This window comes from Streptomyces sp. NPDC004266 (genome assembly GCF_042874095.1).
Classification (GTDB): Bacteria; Actinomycetota; Actinomycetes; order Streptomycetales; family Streptomycetaceae; genus Streptomyces.
The window spans coordinates 60,146-77,069 of record NZ_JBIAMM010000019.1 but is presented as its reverse complement, the minus strand read 5'-3'; the positions used below and the strand labels follow the sequence as shown (position 1 = coordinate 77,069).

At 72.3% G+C, this 16,924-nt stretch carries 13 protein-coding genes; 5 read left to right on the top strand and 8 right to left on the bottom strand.

The window, feature by feature from the left end:
- Positions 1 to 84 precede the first annotated feature (84 nt).
- The 3 genes from dxs (at position 85) to ACFYUZ_RS34235 (ending at position 4,826) form a co-directional block, all read left to right on the top strand.
- A complete protein-coding gene (dxs, locus tag ACFYUZ_RS34245) occupies positions 85 to 2,004 on the top strand; it encodes a 1-deoxy-D-xylulose-5-phosphate synthase (RefSeq protein WP_389315903.1) in 1,920 nt (639 codons plus the stop codon).
- Between the two features lie 155 nt (positions 2,005 to 2,159).
- A complete protein-coding gene (locus tag ACFYUZ_RS34240; RefSeq protein ID WP_389315901.1) occupies positions 2,160 to 3,638 on the top strand; it encodes an amino acid permease in 1,479 nt (492 codons plus the stop codon).
- Positions 3,639 to 3,746: 108 nt separating this feature from the next.
- Entirely contained in the window at positions 3,747 to 4,826 is a 1,080-nt protein-coding gene (locus tag ACFYUZ_RS34235) for a hypothetical protein (RefSeq protein WP_389315899.1), read from the top strand.
- A 75-nt stretch (positions 4,827 to 4,901) separates the two neighbouring features.
- Here ACFYUZ_RS34235 and ACFYUZ_RS34230 read toward each other — a convergent pair whose 3' ends face one another.
- Positions 4,902 to 7,040 carry a 3-hydroxyacyl-CoA dehydrogenase NAD-binding domain-containing protein gene (locus ACFYUZ_RS34230; RefSeq protein ID WP_389315898.1) on the bottom strand — a complete coding sequence of 713 codons (2,139 nt, stop codon included), beginning with the start codon at positions 7,038 to 7,040 and terminating at the stop codon, positions 4,902 to 4,904.
- Positions 7,037 to 8,251, bottom strand: a complete 1,215-nt coding sequence (locus ACFYUZ_RS34225; RefSeq protein WP_389315896.1) for a thiolase family protein — start codon at positions 8,249 to 8,251, stop codon at positions 7,037 to 7,039. Before ACFYUZ_RS34225 ends, ACFYUZ_RS34230 begins: the two co-directional genes overlap by 4 nt.
- Before the next feature lie 297 nt (positions 8,252 to 8,548).
- On the opposite strand from ACFYUZ_RS34225, the gene ACFYUZ_RS34220 reads away from it, so the two are divergent.
- Positions 8,549 to 9,679, top strand: a complete 1,131-nt coding sequence (locus ACFYUZ_RS34220) for an alpha/beta hydrolase (protein WP_389315894.1) — start codon at positions 8,549 to 8,551, stop codon at positions 9,677 to 9,679.
- A gap of 49 nt (positions 9,680 to 9,728) precedes the next feature.
- On the opposite strand, the gene ACFYUZ_RS34215 is transcribed toward ACFYUZ_RS34220, so the two are convergent.
- From ACFYUZ_RS34215 to ACFYUZ_RS34205, 3 genes are all read right to left on the bottom strand, one after another.
- Positions 9,729 to 11,012, bottom strand: coding sequence for an HRDC domain-containing protein (locus ACFYUZ_RS34215; RefSeq protein ID WP_389315892.1), 1,284 nt, complete (start codon positions 11,010 to 11,012; stop codon positions 9,729 to 9,731).
- Between the two features lie 80 nt (positions 11,013 to 11,092).
- A complete protein-coding gene (locus ACFYUZ_RS34210) occupies positions 11,093 to 11,758 on the bottom strand; it encodes a response regulator transcription factor (RefSeq protein WP_017242457.1) in 666 nt (221 codons plus the stop codon).
- Between the two features lie 259 nt (positions 11,759 to 12,017).
- Positions 12,018 to 12,710, bottom strand: coding sequence for a DUF3000 domain-containing protein (locus tag ACFYUZ_RS34205; RefSeq protein WP_389315890.1), 693 nt, complete (start codon positions 12,708 to 12,710; stop codon positions 12,018 to 12,020).
- Between the two features lie 89 nt (positions 12,711 to 12,799).
- Between ACFYUZ_RS34205 and hemE the strand changes: the two genes are divergently transcribed.
- Positions 12,800 to 13,876, top strand: coding sequence for a uroporphyrinogen decarboxylase (hemE, locus tag ACFYUZ_RS34200; protein ID WP_389315888.1), 1,077 nt, complete (start codon positions 12,800 to 12,802; stop codon positions 13,874 to 13,876).
- A gap of 82 nt (positions 13,877 to 13,958) precedes the next feature.
- Here hemE and ACFYUZ_RS34195 read toward each other — a convergent pair whose 3' ends face one another.
- From ACFYUZ_RS34195 to ACFYUZ_RS34185, 3 genes are all read right to left on the bottom strand, one after another.
- The gene (locus tag ACFYUZ_RS34195; protein ID WP_389315886.1) at positions 13,959 to 14,387 is read right to left on the bottom strand and encodes a hypothetical protein; all 429 of its coding nucleotides are present in this window, start codon (positions 14,385 to 14,387) and stop codon (positions 13,959 to 13,961) included.
- A 78-nt stretch (positions 14,388 to 14,465) separates the two neighbouring features.
- Complete coding sequence (locus tag ACFYUZ_RS34190) at positions 14,466 to 15,839, bottom strand: FAD-dependent oxidoreductase (protein WP_389316016.1); 1,374 nt, start codon at positions 15,837 to 15,839, stop codon at positions 14,466 to 14,468.
- Between the two features lie 30 nt (positions 15,840 to 15,869).
- Entirely contained in the window at positions 15,870 to 16,901 is a 1,032-nt protein-coding gene (locus ACFYUZ_RS34185; RefSeq protein ID WP_389315885.1) for a DUF4349 domain-containing protein, read from the bottom strand.
- Between the last annotated feature and the right edge of the window lie 23 nt (positions 16,902 to 16,924).

Here is a 16,924-nt window from a genome sequence, read left to right as displayed (position 1 = left end):
CCCGGCCCGATGCCCACGATCCAAGACGGAACATTAGACTCGACAAATCGGCAAGCTCGACCAGCTCAAAGCAAGGAGGAACGGGTGGCTCTGCTGACCCGTATCAGGGGACCGCGAGATCTGGACCGGCTCTCCCCGGAACAGCTGGACCAGCTGGCCGACGAGATCAGGACGTTCCTCGTGGACGCCGTCTCCAAGACCGGCGGGCACCTCGGCCCCAACCTCGGTGTGGTCGAGCTGACCATCGCCCTGCACCGGGTGTTCGACTCCCCGAAGGACAAGGTCCTCTGGGACACCGGCCACCAGAGCTACGTCCACAAGCTCCTCACCGGGCGCCAGGACTTCTCGAAGCTCAAGATGAAGGGCGGCCTCTCCGGCTACCCCTCGCAGGCCGAGTCCGAGCACGACGTCATCGAGAACTCGCACGCCTCCACCGTCCTCGGCTGGGCCGACGGCCTGGCCAAGGCGAACGAGGTCCTGAAGAAGGACGACCACGTCGTCGCGGTCATCGGCGACGGCGCCCTCACCGGCGGCATGGCCTGGGAGGCGCTGAACAACATCGCCGCCGCCAAGGACCGCCCGCTCGTCATCGTCGTCAACGACAACGAGCGCTCCTACGCGCCCACCATCGGCGGCCTCGCCAACCACCTGGCCACCCTGCGCACCACCGACGGCTACGAGCGCTTCCTCGCCCGCGGCAAGGACATCCTGGAGCGCACCCCGGTCGTCGGGAAGCCGCTCTACGAGACCCTGCACGGCGCCAAGAAGGGCCTCAAGGACTTCATCGCCCCCCAGGGCATGTTCGAGGACCTCGGCCTCAAGTACGTCGGCCCCATCGACGGCCACGACATCGAGGCCCTGGAGTCCGCCCTCACGCGCGCCAAGCGCTTCGGCGGCCCGGTGATCGTCCACTGCCTCACCGAGAAGGGCCGCGGCTACCAGCCCGCCCTCCAGGACGAGGCCGACCGCTTCCACGCCGTCGGCAAGATCCACCCCGACACCGGCCTGCCCATCGCCTCCTCCGGCGCCGACTGGACCTCGGTCTTCGGCGAGGAGATGGTGGCGCTCGGCAAGGAGCGCGCGGACATCGTCGCCATCACGGCGGCCATGCTCCAGCCCGTCGGCCTCGACAAGTTCGCCAAGGCCTTCCCCGAGCGGGTCTTCGACGTCGGCATCGCCGAGCAGCACGGCGCGGTCTCCGCGGCCGGCCTCGCCACCGGCGGCCTCCACCCGGTCTTCGCGGTCTACGCGACCTTCCTGAACCGCGCCTTCGACCAGGTCCTGATGGACGTGGCCCTGCACAAGTGCGGCGTCACCTTCGTCCTGGACCGGGCCGGCGTCACCGGCACCGACGGCGCCTCGCACAACGGCATGTGGGACATGTCGATCCTCCAGGTCGTGCCCGGCCTGCGGCTCGCCGCCCCGCGCGACGCCGACCAGGTCCGCGCCCAGCTGCGCGAGGCCGTCGAGGTCACCGACGCCCCGACCGTGGTGCGCTTCTCGAAGGGCGCGGTCGGCCCGGCCGTCCCCGCCGTGCGCCGCGTCGGCGGCATGGACGTGCTCCGCGAGGCCGACAGCGAGCGGCCCGACGTCCTGCTGGTCTCCGTGGGCGCCCTCGCGCCGATGTGCCTGGAGATCGCCGACCTGCTCGACAAGCAGGGCATCTCCACCACCGTCGTCGACCCCCGCTGGGTCAAGCCGGTCGACGAGGCCCTCGCCCCGCTGGCCGAGCGCCACCGGGTCGTCGTCACCGTCGAGGACAACAGCCGCGTCGGCGGCGTCGGCTCCGCCGTCGCCCAGGCGCTGCGCGACGCCGGTGTGGACGTACCGCTGCGTGACTTCGGCATCCCGCCGCGCTTCCTCGACCACGCCTCCCGCGGCGAGGTCCTGGCCGAGATCGGGCTGACCGCCCCGGACATCGCGCGCCAGGTCACCGGTCTGGTCTCGCGGCTCGACGGACGGTTCGAGAGCAGCGCCAAGGCCGTGGAGCCCGCCCGCGACTGACGGATCGGCATCACCCGGCGTCACCTTTGGGCCGGTCGGATCACTCTTCGGAGTGCCGACCGGCCCTTTCGCGTGCATTCTGGCCACAGGGCGGGCAGCCCCATGGCAGGGAGGTGGACGTGAGTACGGACCAGCAGCCACGAGCCAATACCGGAATGTTCCGGACCAAGACGGTCGAACAGTCGATCCGCGACACCGAGGAGCCGGAGCACGCGCTCCGGAAGTCCCTGTCGGCCTGGGACCTGACGGTGTTCGGCGTCGGCGTCATCATCGGCACCGGCATCTTCGTCCTCACCGGCAAGGTCGCCAAGGAGAACGCCGGACCGGCCACCGCCCTCGCCTTCGTCGCCGCCGGCATCGTCTGCGCGCTCGCCGCCCTGTGCTACGCCGAGTTCGCCTCGACGGTGCCGGTGGCGGGATCGGCGTACACCTTCGCGTACGCCTCGATCGGCGAGCTGCCCGCCTGGATCATCGGCTGGGACCTGGTCCTGGAGTTCGCCCTCGGTACGGCGGTGGTCGCCGTCGGCTGGTCCGGGTACGTCAGATCCCTGATGGACAACATCGGCTGGCACCTGCCGGCCTCGCTGGAGGGCCCGGACGTCGCGGGCGGCACCTTCGACATCCTGGCTTTCCTGCTCGTCCTCGTGCTGACCGTCGTCCTCGTCCTGGGCATGAAGCTCTCCGCCCGGATCACCGCGGTCGTCGTCGCGATCAAGGTGACCGTGGTGATGATCGTGATCATCGCCGGCCTGTTCTTCATCGTCGGCGACAACTACAAGCCCTTCATCCCGCCGGCCGTCTCCCCGCCCGGCGGCACCTCCGGCTGGAACTCGCCGATGGTCCAGCTGATCTTCGGCTACGAGCCGACGAACTTCGGCGTCATGGGCATCTTCACCGCCGCCTCCGTCGTCTTCTTCGCCTTCATCGGCTTCGACGTGGTGGCCACCGCCGCGGAGGAGACCAAGCTGCCGCAGCGGGACATGCCCCGGGGCATCCTCGGCTCGCTCTTCATCTGCACCGTGCTGTACGTGGCGGTCGCCCTCGTCGTCACCGGCATGGAGAAGTACACGCAGCTGTCCACCAGCGCCCCGCTCGCCGACGCCTTCAAGGCGGCGGGACACCCCTGGTACGCGGGCGTGATCAGCTTCGGCGCCGCCGTCGGTCTCACCACGGTCTGTCTGATCCTGCTGCTCGGCCAGACCCGCGTCTTCTTCGCGATGAGCCGCGACGGCCTGCTGCCGCGCTTCTTCTCGGTCACGCACCCCCGGTTCAGGACCCCGTACCGGCCGACCATCCTGCTCGGTGTGGTCATCGCCATCGTCGCCGGCTTCACCAGCATCAACGAGCTCGCGACCCTGGTGAACATCGGCACCCTCTTCGCCTTCGTCATGGTCGCCATCGGCGTCATCATCCTCCGCCGCACCCGCCCCGACCTGCCGCGTGCCTTCCGCACCCCCTGGGTGCCCGTGCTGCCGATCCTCTCCGTCGCCGCCTCGGTCTGGCTGATGCTCAACCTGCCGGGCGAGACCTGGTTCCGCTTCGCCGTCTGGATGGTGATCGGCTTCTTCGTGTACTTCCTGTACGGGCGCGGTCACAGCCGGCTCGGTCGGGAGGGCCGGGAAGCCCGGTACTGAGCGGCCCGGGGCCGCGGGGCCCCGGGCGCGGCGAAGAGCGTCCGGGAGGGCGGATACAGTCGGTTCGTACCCGAACTCCTCCCGACGACCGGAGTGCTGGATCCCCTCATGGCGAATCGATCCCAGGCCCCCCACGACCGTTCCCACGGCCCCGCCGCCCCCGTGCTCCAGGGCGGCTGGCTGACCAGAGGGGAGGAGGGCCGGTTCAGCGCCTACCTGCCCCGGGACGGCGAGGTGGTGCGCTGGACCGAGGAGCCCGGCGGCGGCTGGAGCGGCCCCGTCTCCCTCGGCGGCGACGGCCTGACCCCCTTCCTCGCCGTCGGCCAGGGCGCCGACCGCTACGTCCACCTCGTCGGCCTGCGGCCCACGGGCGGGGACGAGGGCCACGTCGAGCTGGTGCACGCCGTCCAGTTCCAGACGGGCCGTCCCGCGGCCGCCTGGCGGCCCCTGGGGCACTCGAACGGCAAGGGCCCCTGGACCGGCAACCCCGCCGTCGCCGTGGACGCCCAGGGCCGCGTCTACGCCTTCGTGCGGAACGGCGGCGGCGGCCTCAGCGTCCGCGCCCAGAAGGACGCGGGCGGCTGGCACCCCTGGTGGGACCTGAAGGGCTCCAGGACCGACCCCTCGCCGGTCGCCCTCACCAACGGCTCCGGCCTCGTCGAGCTGTACAGCTCGCACGCCACGGGCCTCGTCCGCTACGTACAGCGCGAAGCCGGGGCGAAGCCGCTGCGCGAGGAGATACTGCCCGCCTCGGTGACCATGGGCACCCTCGCGGCCGTCACCGGCCCCTCCGGGCACGCGACGCTCTTCTACCTCGACCAGGAGGGCCGGGTCATGGCCTGGTCGCCTGAGCGCTCCCTGCAGCCGACGCCGCTGGGCAAGGCCGTCGGCACCGGCCGGCTGTCCGCCACCCGCTGCCTCATCGACGGCTTCGACTGCACGGTCCTCGCCCAGCAGTCCGAGGACGGCCGGCTCGCCCTCGCCGCCTACCCCAGCGAGCAGGAGGCGGAGGGCCTGAACTGGTCGGAGACCGGGGAGCGGCACGGGAACCTGGACGCCGTCCTCACCCGGGGCCTCGACGGCGGTCTGGTCGCGATGACCGTGGCCGACGGGCGCACGCCGGTCACCACCCGTCAGAAGGCGGGGGCCGAGGGGCTGCTGCTCGAAGGCTGGCGCTCCATAGGGTGACGCCGCCCGCGACACGGGAAACGGCCCCGGCACCTGTGCGAGGTGCCGGGGCCGTCGTCTCGACGCGCCCGGGTGTTACGCCGGGACGCTCGCCACGCCCTGCGCCAGGAAACGCTTGCCGTTGACGCGCTCGGAGACGCCCTCACGGTCCAGGTACGGCGTGATGCCGCCCAGGTGGAAGGGCCAGCCCGCACCGGTGATCAGGCAGAGGTCGATGTCCTGCGCCTCGGCGACGACACCCTCCTCCAGCATGAGGCCGATCTCCTGGGCCACCGCGTCGAGGACGCGGTCGCGGACCTGCTCCTCCGTCAGGACGACGTCGCCCTGCTTCAGGAGCGCGGCGACCTCGGGGTCGAGCTCCGGCTTGAAGCCGTTCTCCGGCTTGTAGACGTAGAAGCCGCGCTTGCCGGCCTCGACGACCGCCTTCAGGTTGGGGGAGACCTTGAAGCGCTCCGGGAAGGCGCGGTTCAGGGTCTCGGAGACGTGCAGGCCGATGGCCGGGCCGACGAGCTCCAGGAGGACCAGCGGGGACATCGGCAGGCCGAGCGGCTCGATGGCCTTCTCGGCGGTCTCCACCGGGGTGCCCTCGTCGATGACGTTCTGGATCTCGCCCATGAAGCGGGTGAGGATGCGGTTCACGACGAACGCCGGGGCGTCCTTGGTGAGGACCGCGGTCTTCTTCAGCTTCTTGGCGACGCCGAAGGCGGTGGCCAGGGAGGCGTCGTCGGTCTTCTCGCCGCGGACGATCTCCAGGAGCGGGAGGATCGCGACCGGGTTGAAGAAGTGGAAGCCGACCACGCGCTCCGGGTGCTGGAGCTTGGAGGCCATCTCCGAGACGGAGAGCGAGGAGGTGTTGGTGGCGAGGATCGCGTGCGCCGGGGCGACCGCCTCGACCTCAGCGAACACCTTCTGCTTGACGGACATCTCCTCGAACACGGCCTCGATGATGAAGTCCGCGTCCGCGAAGCCCTCGGCCTTGTCGAGGACACCGGAGACCAGGCCCTTGAGGCGGTTGGCCTTGTCCTGGTTGATGCGGCCCTTGCCGAGCAGCTTCTCGATCTCGGCGTGGACGTAGCCCACGCCCTTGTCGACGCGCTCCTGGTCGATGTCGGTCAGGACGACCGGCACCTCCAGGCGGCGCAGGAAGAGCAGGGCGAGCTGGGAGGCCATCAGACCGGCGCCGACGACACCGACCTTGGTGACCGGGCGGGCCAGCGACTTGTCCGGGGCGCCGGCGGGGCGCTTGCCGCGCTTCTGCACCAGGTTGAAGGCGTAGATGCCGGAGCGCAGCTCGCCGCCCATGATCAGGTCCGCGAGGGCCTGGTCCTCGGCGTCGAAGCCCTTCTGCAGGTCGCCGTCCTTGGCGGCCGCGATGATGTCGAGCGCGCGGTAGGCGGCCGGGGCGGCGCCGTGCACCTTGGAGTCGGCGATGGCGCGGCCCTTGGCGACGGCCTGGTCCCAGGCCTCGCCGCGGTCGACCTCGGGGCGCTCGACGGTCACGGAGCCGTTCAGGACGCCGGCGGTCCAGATGAGCGACTGCTCGAGGAAGTCGGCGCCCTCGAACAGCGCGTCGGCGATGCCGAGCTCGAAGACCTGCTTGCCCTTGAGCTGGCGGTTCTGGTTCAGCGAGTTCTCGATGATGACCGAGACGGCCTTCTCGGCGCCGATCAGGTTCGGCAGGATCGCGCAGCCGCCCCAGCCGGGCACCAGGCCGAGGAAGACCTCGGGCAGCGAGAAGGCCGGCAGGGCCTTCGACACGGTGCGGTACGAGCAGTGCAGACCGACCTCGACGCCGCCGCCCATGGCCGCGCCGTTGTAGTACGCGAAGGTCGGCACGGCGAGCGCGGAGAGGCGCTTGAAGACGTCGTGGCCGCCCTTGCCGATGGCGAGCGCCTCGTCGTGCTTCTTGAGCAGCTCGACGCCCTTGAGGTCGGCGCCGACGGCGAAGATGAACGGCTTGCCGGTGATGCCGACGCCGACGATCTCACCGTTCGCGGCCTCGGCCTCGACCTGGTCGATCGCCGCGTTCAGGTTGGCGAGGGACTGCGGGCCGAAGGTGGTCGGCTTGGTGTGGTCGAAGCCGTTGTCCAGCGTGATCAGCGCGAACCGGCCCGCGCCCGCGGGCAGTTCGAAGTGCCGTACGTGGGCGCTGGTGACGACCTCGTCCGGGAAGAGCTCGGCGGCGCCCTTCAGAAGCTCGGCGGTGGTGCTCACTTGCCCTCCCAGTGGGGGTTCTCCCAGATGACCGTCGCGCCCATGCCGAAGCCGACGCACATGGTGTTGAGGCCGTAACGGACCTGCGGGTTCTCCTCGAACTGGCGGGCCAGCTGCGTCATGAGGCGGACGCCGGAGGAGGCCAGCGGGTGACCGTAGGCGATCGCGCCGCCGTACTGGTTCACGCGGGCGTCGTCGTCGGCGATGCCGTAGTGCTCGAGGAAGGCGAGGACCTGGACCGCGAAGGCCTCGTTGATCTCGAAGAGGCCGATGTCCTCGATGGACAGACCCGCCTGGGCGAGGGCCTTCTCGGTGGCCGGGATCGGGCCGTAGCCCATGACCTCGGGCTCGACGCCGGCGAAGGCGTACGAGACGAGACGCATCTTGACCGGGAGGTCGTTCTCCCGGGCGAAGTCCTCGGAGGCGATGATCGAGGCGGTGGCGCCGTCGTTGAGACCGGCCGCGTTGCCCGCGGTGACCTTGCCGTGGACGCGGAACGGCGTCTTCAGGTCGGCCAGCGACTCCAGGGTGGTGCCCGGGCGCATCGGCTCGTCGGCGGTGACCAGGCCCCAGCCGGTCTCGCCGGTGGAGGCGTCGGTGCGGCGCACCGAGATCGGCACCAGGTCCTGCTGGATCTTGCCGTCGGCGTACGCCTTGGCGGCCTTCTCCTGCGAGCGCACGGCGTACTCGTCGGCGCGCTGCTTGGTGATGCTCGGGTAGCGGTCGTGCAGGTTCTCGGCGGTCATGCCCATGAAGAGGGCGGACTCGTCGACGAGCTTCTCCGACACGAAGCGCGGGTTCGGGTCGACGCCCTCGCCCATGGGGTGGCGGCCCATGTGCTCGACGCCACCGGCGATGACGGCGTCGTACGCGCCGAAGGCGATCGAACCGGCGACGCTGGTCACGGCGGTCAGGGCGCCGGCGCACATGCGGTCGATGGAGTAGCCCGGCACCGACTGCGGCAGCCCGGCGAGGATGCCCGCCGTGCGGCCGAGGGTCAGGCCCTGGTCGCCGATCTGCGTGGTCGCGGCGATGGCGACCTCGTCGATCTTCGCGGGGTCGAGGCCCGGGTTGCGGCGCAGCAGCTCCCGGATGGCCTTCACGACGAGGTCGTCGGCGCGGGTCTCGTGGTAGATGCCCTTCGGGCCCGCCTTGCCGAACGGGGTGCGGACGCCGTCGACGAAGACGACGTCCCTGACGGTACGAGGCACGATGGCTCTCCTCCAGGGTGCGGGATGGCACTGCTGCTGCGGCCCACGTCTAAGCGTGCGCTTGCTTCCCCCATGCTACTTGCGGGTAACCAGGCTGCCCACCCCCTGGGGGCCAAGCGGCGAAGGTCACATCCCCCACCACAGCACGCGCCCCCTCCGCGCGCCCCTCCGTTGGGAGGTTCCCGCAACCCGATGGGCCCAGACCGGCGACCGTGCCGTGGCGCCCCCGACCCGCCCGGAAGACGCTGGCCGGACCGGGGCGTGCGACCCCGGGTCCCCCCTACAGAACGGACTCCCATGGCGAAGGTCATCACCACCGACCACTGGGTCTGGCACACGTCCACCGTCCCCGCGAACAAGGACGAGGAGGTCGAGCTCTTCGTACGAGAACGCAACGGCACGCCCAAGGGGCAGAAGCGCAAGCCGGTCCTCATGCTCCACGGCCGGAGCGTCCCGGCGCTCCCGGGCTTCGACCTCCGGTACAAGGACTACAGCTGGGCCGGGGCGCTGGCGCAGGCCGGCTACGACGTCTTCATGATGGACCTCCAGGGCTCCGGCCTCTCGGCTCGGCTCACGATGAACGACCCCCGCAACGTCAACCCCGCCCAGCAGCTGCTGCTGACGCCGCGGCCGCCGGGATTCACGCCGGGCCCGCCGAACTACCCGTACCAGCTGAACACCTCGTACAGCGACTGGGACGAGCTGCACACCGTCGTGGAGTTCATCCGTGAGCTGTGCGAGGCGGACAAGGTCGCCTTCATCGGCTGGTCCGCCGCCGCGTTCTGGATGGGGCCCTACGCGGTCAAGAACCCCGGCAAGGTCGAGAGCCTTTTCCTGCTGGCGCCGATCTTCCCGCCCAAGGGCAGCTCGACTCCGCCGGCCACGCTGCCGGTGCCGGGCTTCCCGACCAACCTCAGCACGAAGGCCGGACTGTCTTCCCCGAACGGCTGGGGCGGCGAACTGCACTGCGACGGTCAGCGCGAGGACGGCATCGTCGACGTGGTCTGGGACGCGCTGCTGAAGAGCGACCCGGTCGGCAGCGTCTGGGGAGGCATCGACGGGCTCAGCCGGTTCAGGAGCTTCACCCGGTGGGGGTGGAACGAGACCACCGCGAAGCAGGGCGGAGTGCTCGGCGGAAGCGTGCCCGTACTGATCGTGTACGGGGAGTACGACAAGCAGGCGAACACGACACCGCCCAACCCCAATGACGAACTCAACTTCTCCGTCCCGGCGCTCTACAAGGCCGTCACGGGCTCCCACAAGCTGATGGTCAAGCTGGCCTGCGCGGGGCATTCCGTGCCGTGGGAGATGCAGCACGGGAACGTGCACGAGCTCTCGAAGCACTGGCTGAAGCACCTCAAGGTCGACGGCAAGACCAACGGGGTCTTCGACATGGACACCGCCGGCAACCTCAGCCCGGCGCCCTAGCGAAGGGCCCCCTGCGTCCCGAGGGGCGCAGGGGGCCCTTCCTGTCCGGTCACGCGCTCGCCGTCAGCGCCTTCACCAGCAGCGGGGTCACCAGCTCCACCTGCCACGGGCGGGCGCCGTGGCCGGTGAGGGCGGCGGCGACCGCCTCCGGGGTGCCCGGGGACGGCGGCTCCCAGCAGACCCGGCGCACGGTGTCCGGGGTGATCAGGTTCTCCTGCGGGAGGTTCAGCTCCTCCGCGAGCGCCGAGACCGCCGCGCGCGCCGCCGCGAGGCGGGCCGCCGCGACCGGGTCCTTGTCCGCCCAGGCGCGCGGCGGGGGCGGGCCCGCCACCTGCTGGCCCGGCTGGGGCAGCTCGCTCTCCGGGAGGGCCCGGGCACGGTCCACCGCGGCCTGCCACTGCTCCAGCTGACGGCGGCCCATCCGGTTGCCGAAGCCGGGCAGCGCGGTGAGCGCGGCCACGTTCACCGGCACCGCGAGCGCCGCCTCCACGATCGCCGCGTCGCTCAGCACCTTGCCGGGGGAGACGTCGCGTCGCTGGGCGACCTTGTCACGGGCCGTCCACAGCTCCCGTACGACCGCCATCTGACGCCGGCGGCGCACCTTGTGCATGCCGGAGGTGCGGCGCCACGGGTCCTTGCGCGGCGGCGCGGGCGGGGCCGAGGCGATCGCGTCGAACTCCTGGCGGGCCCACTCCAGCTTGCCCTGCCGGTCGAGCTCCTTCTCCAGCGCGTCGCGCAGGTCGACGAGGAGCTCGACGTCGAGCGCCGCGTACCGCAGCCACGGCTCGGGCAGCGGACGGGTCGACCAGTCGACCGCGGAGTGGCCCTTCTCCAGGGCGTAGCCGAGGACGGACTCGACCATCGCGCCGAGGCCGACCCGCGGAAAGCCCGCGAGACGGCCGGCCAGCTCGGTGTCGAAGAGGGAGGTGGGGAGCATGCCTATGTCGCGCAGGCACGGGAGGTCCTGGGTCGCGGCGTGCAGGATCCACTCGGTCCCGGCGAGCGCCTCCCCGAGCCCCGAGAGGTCGGGGCAGCCGACGGGGTCGATGAGCGCGGTGCCCGCGCCCTCGCGGCGGAGCTGGACGAGATAGGCGCGCTGGCCGTAGCGGTAGCCGGAGGCGCGCTCGGCGTCCACGGCCACGGGACCGCTCCCGGCGGCGAACGCGGCGATCACCTCGGCGAGGGCGTCCTCGGTCTCGACGACGGGCGGAACCCCCTCGCGGGGCTCCAGCAACGGGATCGGAAGCCCATTCGCAGGGACATCGTCGTCCGGGGGGCCGCCCCCGGTGGTGCGCAGTGCTGTGTCTGCTGCGGTCTCTTGGGCGTCGGTCACGTGTCAAGGGTATCGGTCGACGGCAAGCGCCTGCCGACGGAACGTTCCGCCGACAGGCGCGGGCCCGTGTCCACCGGCCGTCAGTGGATGATCCCCGTCCGCAGGGCCACCGCGACCATGCCGGCGCGGTCGCCGGTGCCCAGCTTGCGGGCGATGCGGGCGAGGTGGCTCTTGACGGTGAGGGCGGAGAGGCCCATGGAGACGCCGATCGCCTTGTTCGACTGGCCCTCCGCGACGAGCCGCAGCACCTCGACCTCACGGCCGGAGAGCTCGCGGTAGCCGCCCGGGTGGCTCGGGGCACCCGGGGGGCGGCGGTGGCCGAGGCGGGCCGCCGCGGAGCCGATGGGGGCGGCGCCGGGGCGGGTCGGGTGACCGATGTTGGTCCGGGTGCCGGTGACGACGTAGCCCTTCACACCGCCCGCCAGGGCGTTGCGAACGGCGCCGATGTCGTCGGCGGCCGAGAGGGCGAGGCCGTTGGGCCAGCCCGCCGCGCGGGTCTCGGACAGCAGGGTCAGGCCGCTGCCGTCGGGCAGGTGGACGTCGGCCACGCAGATGTCGCGCGGGTTGCCGACGCGGGGACGGGCCTCCGCGATGGACGAAGCCTCGATCACGTCGCGTACTCCGAGGGCCCACAGGTGGCGGGTCACGGTGGAACGGACGCGCGGATCGGCCACGACGACCATGGCCGTCGGCTTGTTCGGGCGGTAGGCGACCAGGCTTGCGGGCTGCTCGAGGAGAACGGACACCAGGCCTCCTGGGGGGAAGGGTGCGGGACGGAGCCGGCTCGGGGAAGAAGCCGGGGGCGAACCCGTGCTGTGAAGGGGTCACTGACTCCTTCGGCAGCCGGGCCGCCCGCCTTTAGGGAAAGATCACGATTTGGTGAGTAACAATTAGGGCAATTCGGACGCGTGATCGATCATCCTACGAGCGGCCCCCGCCCCTTCACCCCCACGAGGGAGTGCCGGGGCGCCCCTTCGAAGGGGGCCACGGGCCGCGCCGGGCCCCTCAGGCCCCCTGTGGCCCCCGGCGCTGGGGCAGCGAGACGACCCCCGCGCCCGTCACCGTCCCCGCCCCGGGGTCCGCCGACGCGGGCGGCAGGCCCGCGATCTGGCAGAGCAGATCGCACCAGGCCGCCAGGTGCGCCCCCGTGTCCGGCACCCCGCCCAGGCCCTCGCGCGGGGTCCAGGACGCCCGGATCTCGATCTGGGTCGCCGGCCTGCGGTCCGCGAGCCCGCCGAAGTAGTGCGAGCCCGCCATCGTCACGGTCCCGCTCGCCTCCCCGTACGCGAGCCCCCGCGCCTCCATCGCCCCGGTCAGCCAGGACCAGCACACCTCGGGCAGCAGCGGGTCCGCCGCCATCTCCGGCTCCAGCTCCGCACGGACCAGGGTCACCAGGCGGAACGTGCCCTTCCAGGCCTCGTGGCCGTCCGGGTCGTGCAGCAGCACGAGCCGCCCGTCCGCCAGGTCCTCCTCGCCCTCCACGACGGCCGCCTCCACCGCGTACGCGTAGGGGGCGAGCCGCTGCGGCGGCCTGGTCGGGTCGATCTCGATCTCGGACCGCAGCCTCGCCGACCGCAAGGCCTCCACCGCCCGCCGGAACGCGGGCGGAACCGGATTCGCCTCCGTACTGTCCGCCCTTTCGTCCGCCCCTCGATCGCCGTCGGAATGATCGGAAAAATGTCCCTGAGCCGCAGCCATGCGGGGAAGAGTAGGCGGAACGGGGCCTCCGCGCAGGGAGGACACCCGGCCCGGACGAGCGGCTTCCCGCCACATGCGAAGATTTGGGCGTGAGTGCCATGGACAGCCCGCAGGGCCAGCAGACGAAGCAGCAGTCGCGGACGTACGACTCCGCGTTTCTCAAGGCGTGCCGGCGCGAGCCGGTCCCCCACACCCCCGTCTGGTTCATGCGACAGGCCGGGCGCTCCCTCCCCGAGTACCTGAAGGTCCGCGAGGGCATCCCCATGCTCGAGTCGTGCATGCGGCCCGAGCTGGTCACCGAGATCACGCTCCAGCCGGTGCGCCGCCACAAGGTCGACGCCGCCATCTACTTCAGCGACATCGTCGTCCCGCTCAAGGCCATCGGCCTCGACCTCGACATCAAGCCCGGCGTCGGTCCGGTCGTCGCCGACCCGATCCGCACCCGCGCCGACCTGGCCCGGCTGCGCGACCTCACCCCCGAGGACGTCCACTACGTCACCGAGGCCATCGGCATGCTCACCGAGGAGCTGGGCGACACCCCGCTCATCGGCTTCGCCGGCGCGCCTTTCACCCTCGCGAGCTACCTCGTCGAGGGCGGCCCGTCGCGCAGCCACGAGCACACCAAGGCGCTCATGTACGGCGACCCGCAGCTCTGGGCCGACCTGCTCGACCGCCTCGCCGAGATCACCTCGACCTTCCTCAAGGTCCAGATCGAGGCCGGCGCCTCCGCCGTGCAGCTCTTCGACTCCTGGGTCGGCGCCCTCGCCCCGGCCGACTACCGCCGCTCGGTGATGCCGGCCTCCACCAAGGTCTTCGACGCGGTCGCCTCCTACGGCGTCCCGCGCATCCACTTCGGCGTCGGCACGGGCGAGCTCCTCGGCCTGATGGGCGAGGCCGGCGCGGACGTCGTCGGCGTCGACTGGCGCGTCCCGCTCGACGAGGCCGCCCGCCGCGTCGGCCCCGGCAAGGCCCTCCAGGGCAACCTGGACCCGGCCGTGCTCTTCGCCTCGCGCGAGGTCGTGGAGGCCAAGACCGACGAGGTCCTGGCCGCCGCCGAGGGCCTGGAGGGGCACGTCTTCAACCTGGGCCACGGCGTCATGCCGGCGATGGACCCGGACGCGCTGAGCCGTCTCGTCGAGTACGTGCACGCGCGCACCGCCCGCTGAGCGGTGCCCACGCGCCCCTGTGCGCCGCCGGGACACCGGCGGCGCACAGGGAACGGGGGTCGTGCCTCGTGGTCGGGGGGCCTCAGGCCTCGCAGCTGACGGGCGGGTTGCCGCCCGCCACCCGGCACAGGTCGAACCCGGTGCCGCCGTTGACGACGCCCAGGTTCGTGCCGGTGCGGACGAAGTCGCCGTCCGCCTCGCCGAGGACCTGGGCCATCGGCCCGACGGTGCCGTTGACCTGGACGTAGTCCTGGCCGGTGCCGCCCCGGACGACGGCACCGCTGCCGAGACCGCCGCCGATGAGGATGTAGTCGGCGCCGCCGAGGCCGCTGACCTGGTCGCCGGGGGCCAGCGAGCCGCAGGTGATGCGGTCGGAGCCCGCGGTGCCGACGACGTTCGTGCTGCTGACGGTGACGCCGTTGACCTGGCACGTGGTCACCGCGTGGGCGGGCGTGGCCGCCAGGGCGACCGGGGCTATGACGAGAGTGGCGGCGCAGAGCGCGCGCGTCATGTGTCGGATCATGCGAACAGTCACGCATGGTGACGTCATGGTCGCAAATCGTCACGCCCCGTCGCTGCGCCGCTCGGGTCAGCCCGCCGCGCGCACGGCCCCCGACGCCTTCCGCGCCGCGATCAGCACCGGGTCCCACACCGGCGAGAACGGCGGCGCGTACCCCAGGTCCAGGGCCGTCATCGCCTCCACCGTCATCCCCGCCGTGAGCGCCACCGCCGCGATGTCCACCCGCTTCGCCGCGCCCTCCCGGCCCACGATCTGCACCCCGAGCAGCCGGCCCGTGCGCCGCTCGGCCAGCATCTTCACCGTCATCGGCGCCGCCCCCGGGTAGTAGCCCGCCCGGCTCGTCGACTCCACCGTCACCGCCACGAACCGCAGCCCCACCTCACGGGCGTCCTTCTCCCGCAGGCCCGTCCGCGCGATCTCCAGGTCGCACACCTTCGACACCGCCGTGCCCACCACGCCCGGGAAGGTCGCGTAACCGCCGCCCACGTTCGCCCCGATCACCTGGCCGTGCTTGTTCGCGTGCGTGCCCAGCGGCACGTGCCGCTCCCGGCCCGAGACCAGGTCCAGGACCTCCACGCAGTCGCCGCCCGCCCAGACGTTCCCGTGGCCCCGGACCCGCATCGACAGGTCGGTGAGCAGCCCGCCGTGTGCCCCGAGGGGCAGCCCCGCCGCCCGCGCGAGCGAGGTCTCCGGCTCCACGCCCGTGCCGAGCACCACCACGTCCGCCGGGTACTCGTCCGCCTCCGTCGCCACCGCCCGCACCCGGCCGTCCGAACCCGTCAGGATCTTCGTCACCGGCGCCGAGACGACCGTCCTGATCCCCAGCCCGTCCATCGCCCGGTGCACGAGCCGCCCCATGTCCGGGTCGAGGGTCGCCATCGGCTGCTCGCCACGGGTCAGCACCGTCACCTCGTAGCCCCGGTTCAGCAGGGCCTCCGCCATCTCCACCCCGATGTACCCGGCGCCGACGACGACCGCCCGCCGCCCCGGCGTGGCGGACAGCGAGTCGAGCAGCGCCTGGCCGTCGTCGAGGGTCTGCACCCCGTGCACCCCGGGCGCGTCGATCCCCGGCAGCGGCGGGCGCAGCGGCCGGGCCCCGGTCGCGATCACCAGCTTGTCGAAGCCCGTCCACGCCTCCGTGCCCGCCTCCAGGTTCCGCGAGCGGACCCGCTGCCCCGGGACGTCGATCTCCGTCACCTCGGTCCGCGTCCGCAGGTCGATGTCACGGGCGCGGTGCTCCTCGGGGGAGCGCGCGATCAGCTCCCCGCGCGTGGCCACGTCCCCGCCGACCCAGTACGGGATGCCGCAGGCCGAGTACGAGGAGAAGTGCCCGCGCTCGAAGGCGACGATCTCCAGCTCGTCGGGAGACCTGAACCGACGCGCCTGCGACGCGGCGGACATGCCCGCCGCGTCGCCGCCGATGACCACCAGTCGTTCGCTCATGAGACTCATGGGACTCATGATGGGACGGAACTACTTCTCCGGGGACTCCCGGGGTCGGGGAGGCACCGGGTCCCCGGCGGCCGACCCCGGCTCAGGAGCCGCCGGAGCCACCGGTGCTCCGGCGGCGTTCCGCGGGGTGTCCGGCAGGGCGGGGGCGGAGGCCGTCGGCCGGGGGCGGGCCGCGAGGCGCGGCCGGACGAGACGGCGCCACAGGACGAGGGCGACCAGGGCGACCGCCAGCCACGGGGCCAGGGCGGTCAGGACGATCCCGATCCAGGCCGCCGCGCCCGCCAGTGCGTTCCAGCCGCCGCTCAGGGCGTCCCCGAAGCCGGGACGGCCCTCCTCCCGCTCCTCCGCCGGCGGCTCCTCCTTCTCGGAGAGCCGCAGGGTGATCGTCGCCATCGTCGTCCGGTCCCTCAGCGAGGACTGCTGGGCGAGCAGCGCCTCCAGGTCCGCCTGACGGCGGCTCAGCTCGCCCTCCAGAGTCACCACGTCGGACAGCTTCTCCGCCCGGCCCATCAGGGCCCGCACCCGCGCCACGCTCGCCCGCTGGGTGGCGATCCGGCTCTCCACGTCCACCACCTGGTCGGTGACGTCCTTGGCGTCCGCCTTGCGGTCGAGGAGCTTCCCGGTGCCCGCGAGCTCGGTGAGCACGGAGTCGTACCGCTCCTGCGGCACCCGCAGCACGATCTGCGAGGCGAGGTACGCGTCGTCGACGCGCTCCGTCGACTCGCTCTCCACGTGCCCGCCCGCGTCCGTCGCCACCCGGCGGGCCGTGACCAGCGCCTTCGCCGCGTCCTTCACCTCCACGGAGAGCGAGGCGGTACGGATGACGTGCTGCCCGGCCGCCGGCTTCGGCGCGGGCTTCCCGGCGGCCCCCGCGGAGCCCTCGGCGGCCGAGCGGTCCGCGGCGCCCTCGGCCCCCGCGTCGGCGGGCCTCGCCGCCGCCATGCCCCCCTTGCCGTCCGAGGCCGTTTCCGTGGCGCCCGCGCCGCAGCCGGTCAGGACCAGTGAGGCCGCCAGCAGGACCGCGGCCGTCGTTCTCGTTCTTGCTGCCCGCACGAGGATCCCCCCAGGGTGGTGAC

What these genes read in the sequence shown, in the direction of transcription:
- ACFYUZ_RS34205 (WP_389315890.1), bottom strand. Translation starts at nt 12,710, where the DNA reads ATGGCTGCGGCTCAGGGACATTTTTCCGATCATTCCGACGGCGATCGA.
- ACFYUZ_RS34195 (WP_389315886.1), bottom strand. Translation starts at nt 14,387, where the DNA reads ATGACGCGCGCGCTCTGCGCCGCCACTCTCGTCATAGCCCCGGTCGCC.
- ACFYUZ_RS34240 (WP_389315901.1), top strand. Translation starts at nt 2,160, where the DNA reads ATGTTCCGGACCAAGACGGTCGAACAGTCGATCCGCGACACCGAGGAG.
- ACFYUZ_RS34235 (WP_389315899.1), top strand. Translation starts at nt 3,747, where the DNA reads ATGGCGAATCGATCCCAGGCCCCCCACGACCGTTCCCACGGCCCCGCC.
- ACFYUZ_RS34220 (WP_389315894.1), top strand. Translation starts at nt 8,549, where the DNA reads ATGGCGAAGGTCATCACCACCGACCACTGGGTCTGGCACACGTCCACC.
- ACFYUZ_RS34190 (WP_389316016.1), bottom strand. Translation starts at nt 15,839, where the DNA reads ATGAGCGAACGACTGGTGGTCATCGGCGGCGACGCGGCGGGCATGTCC.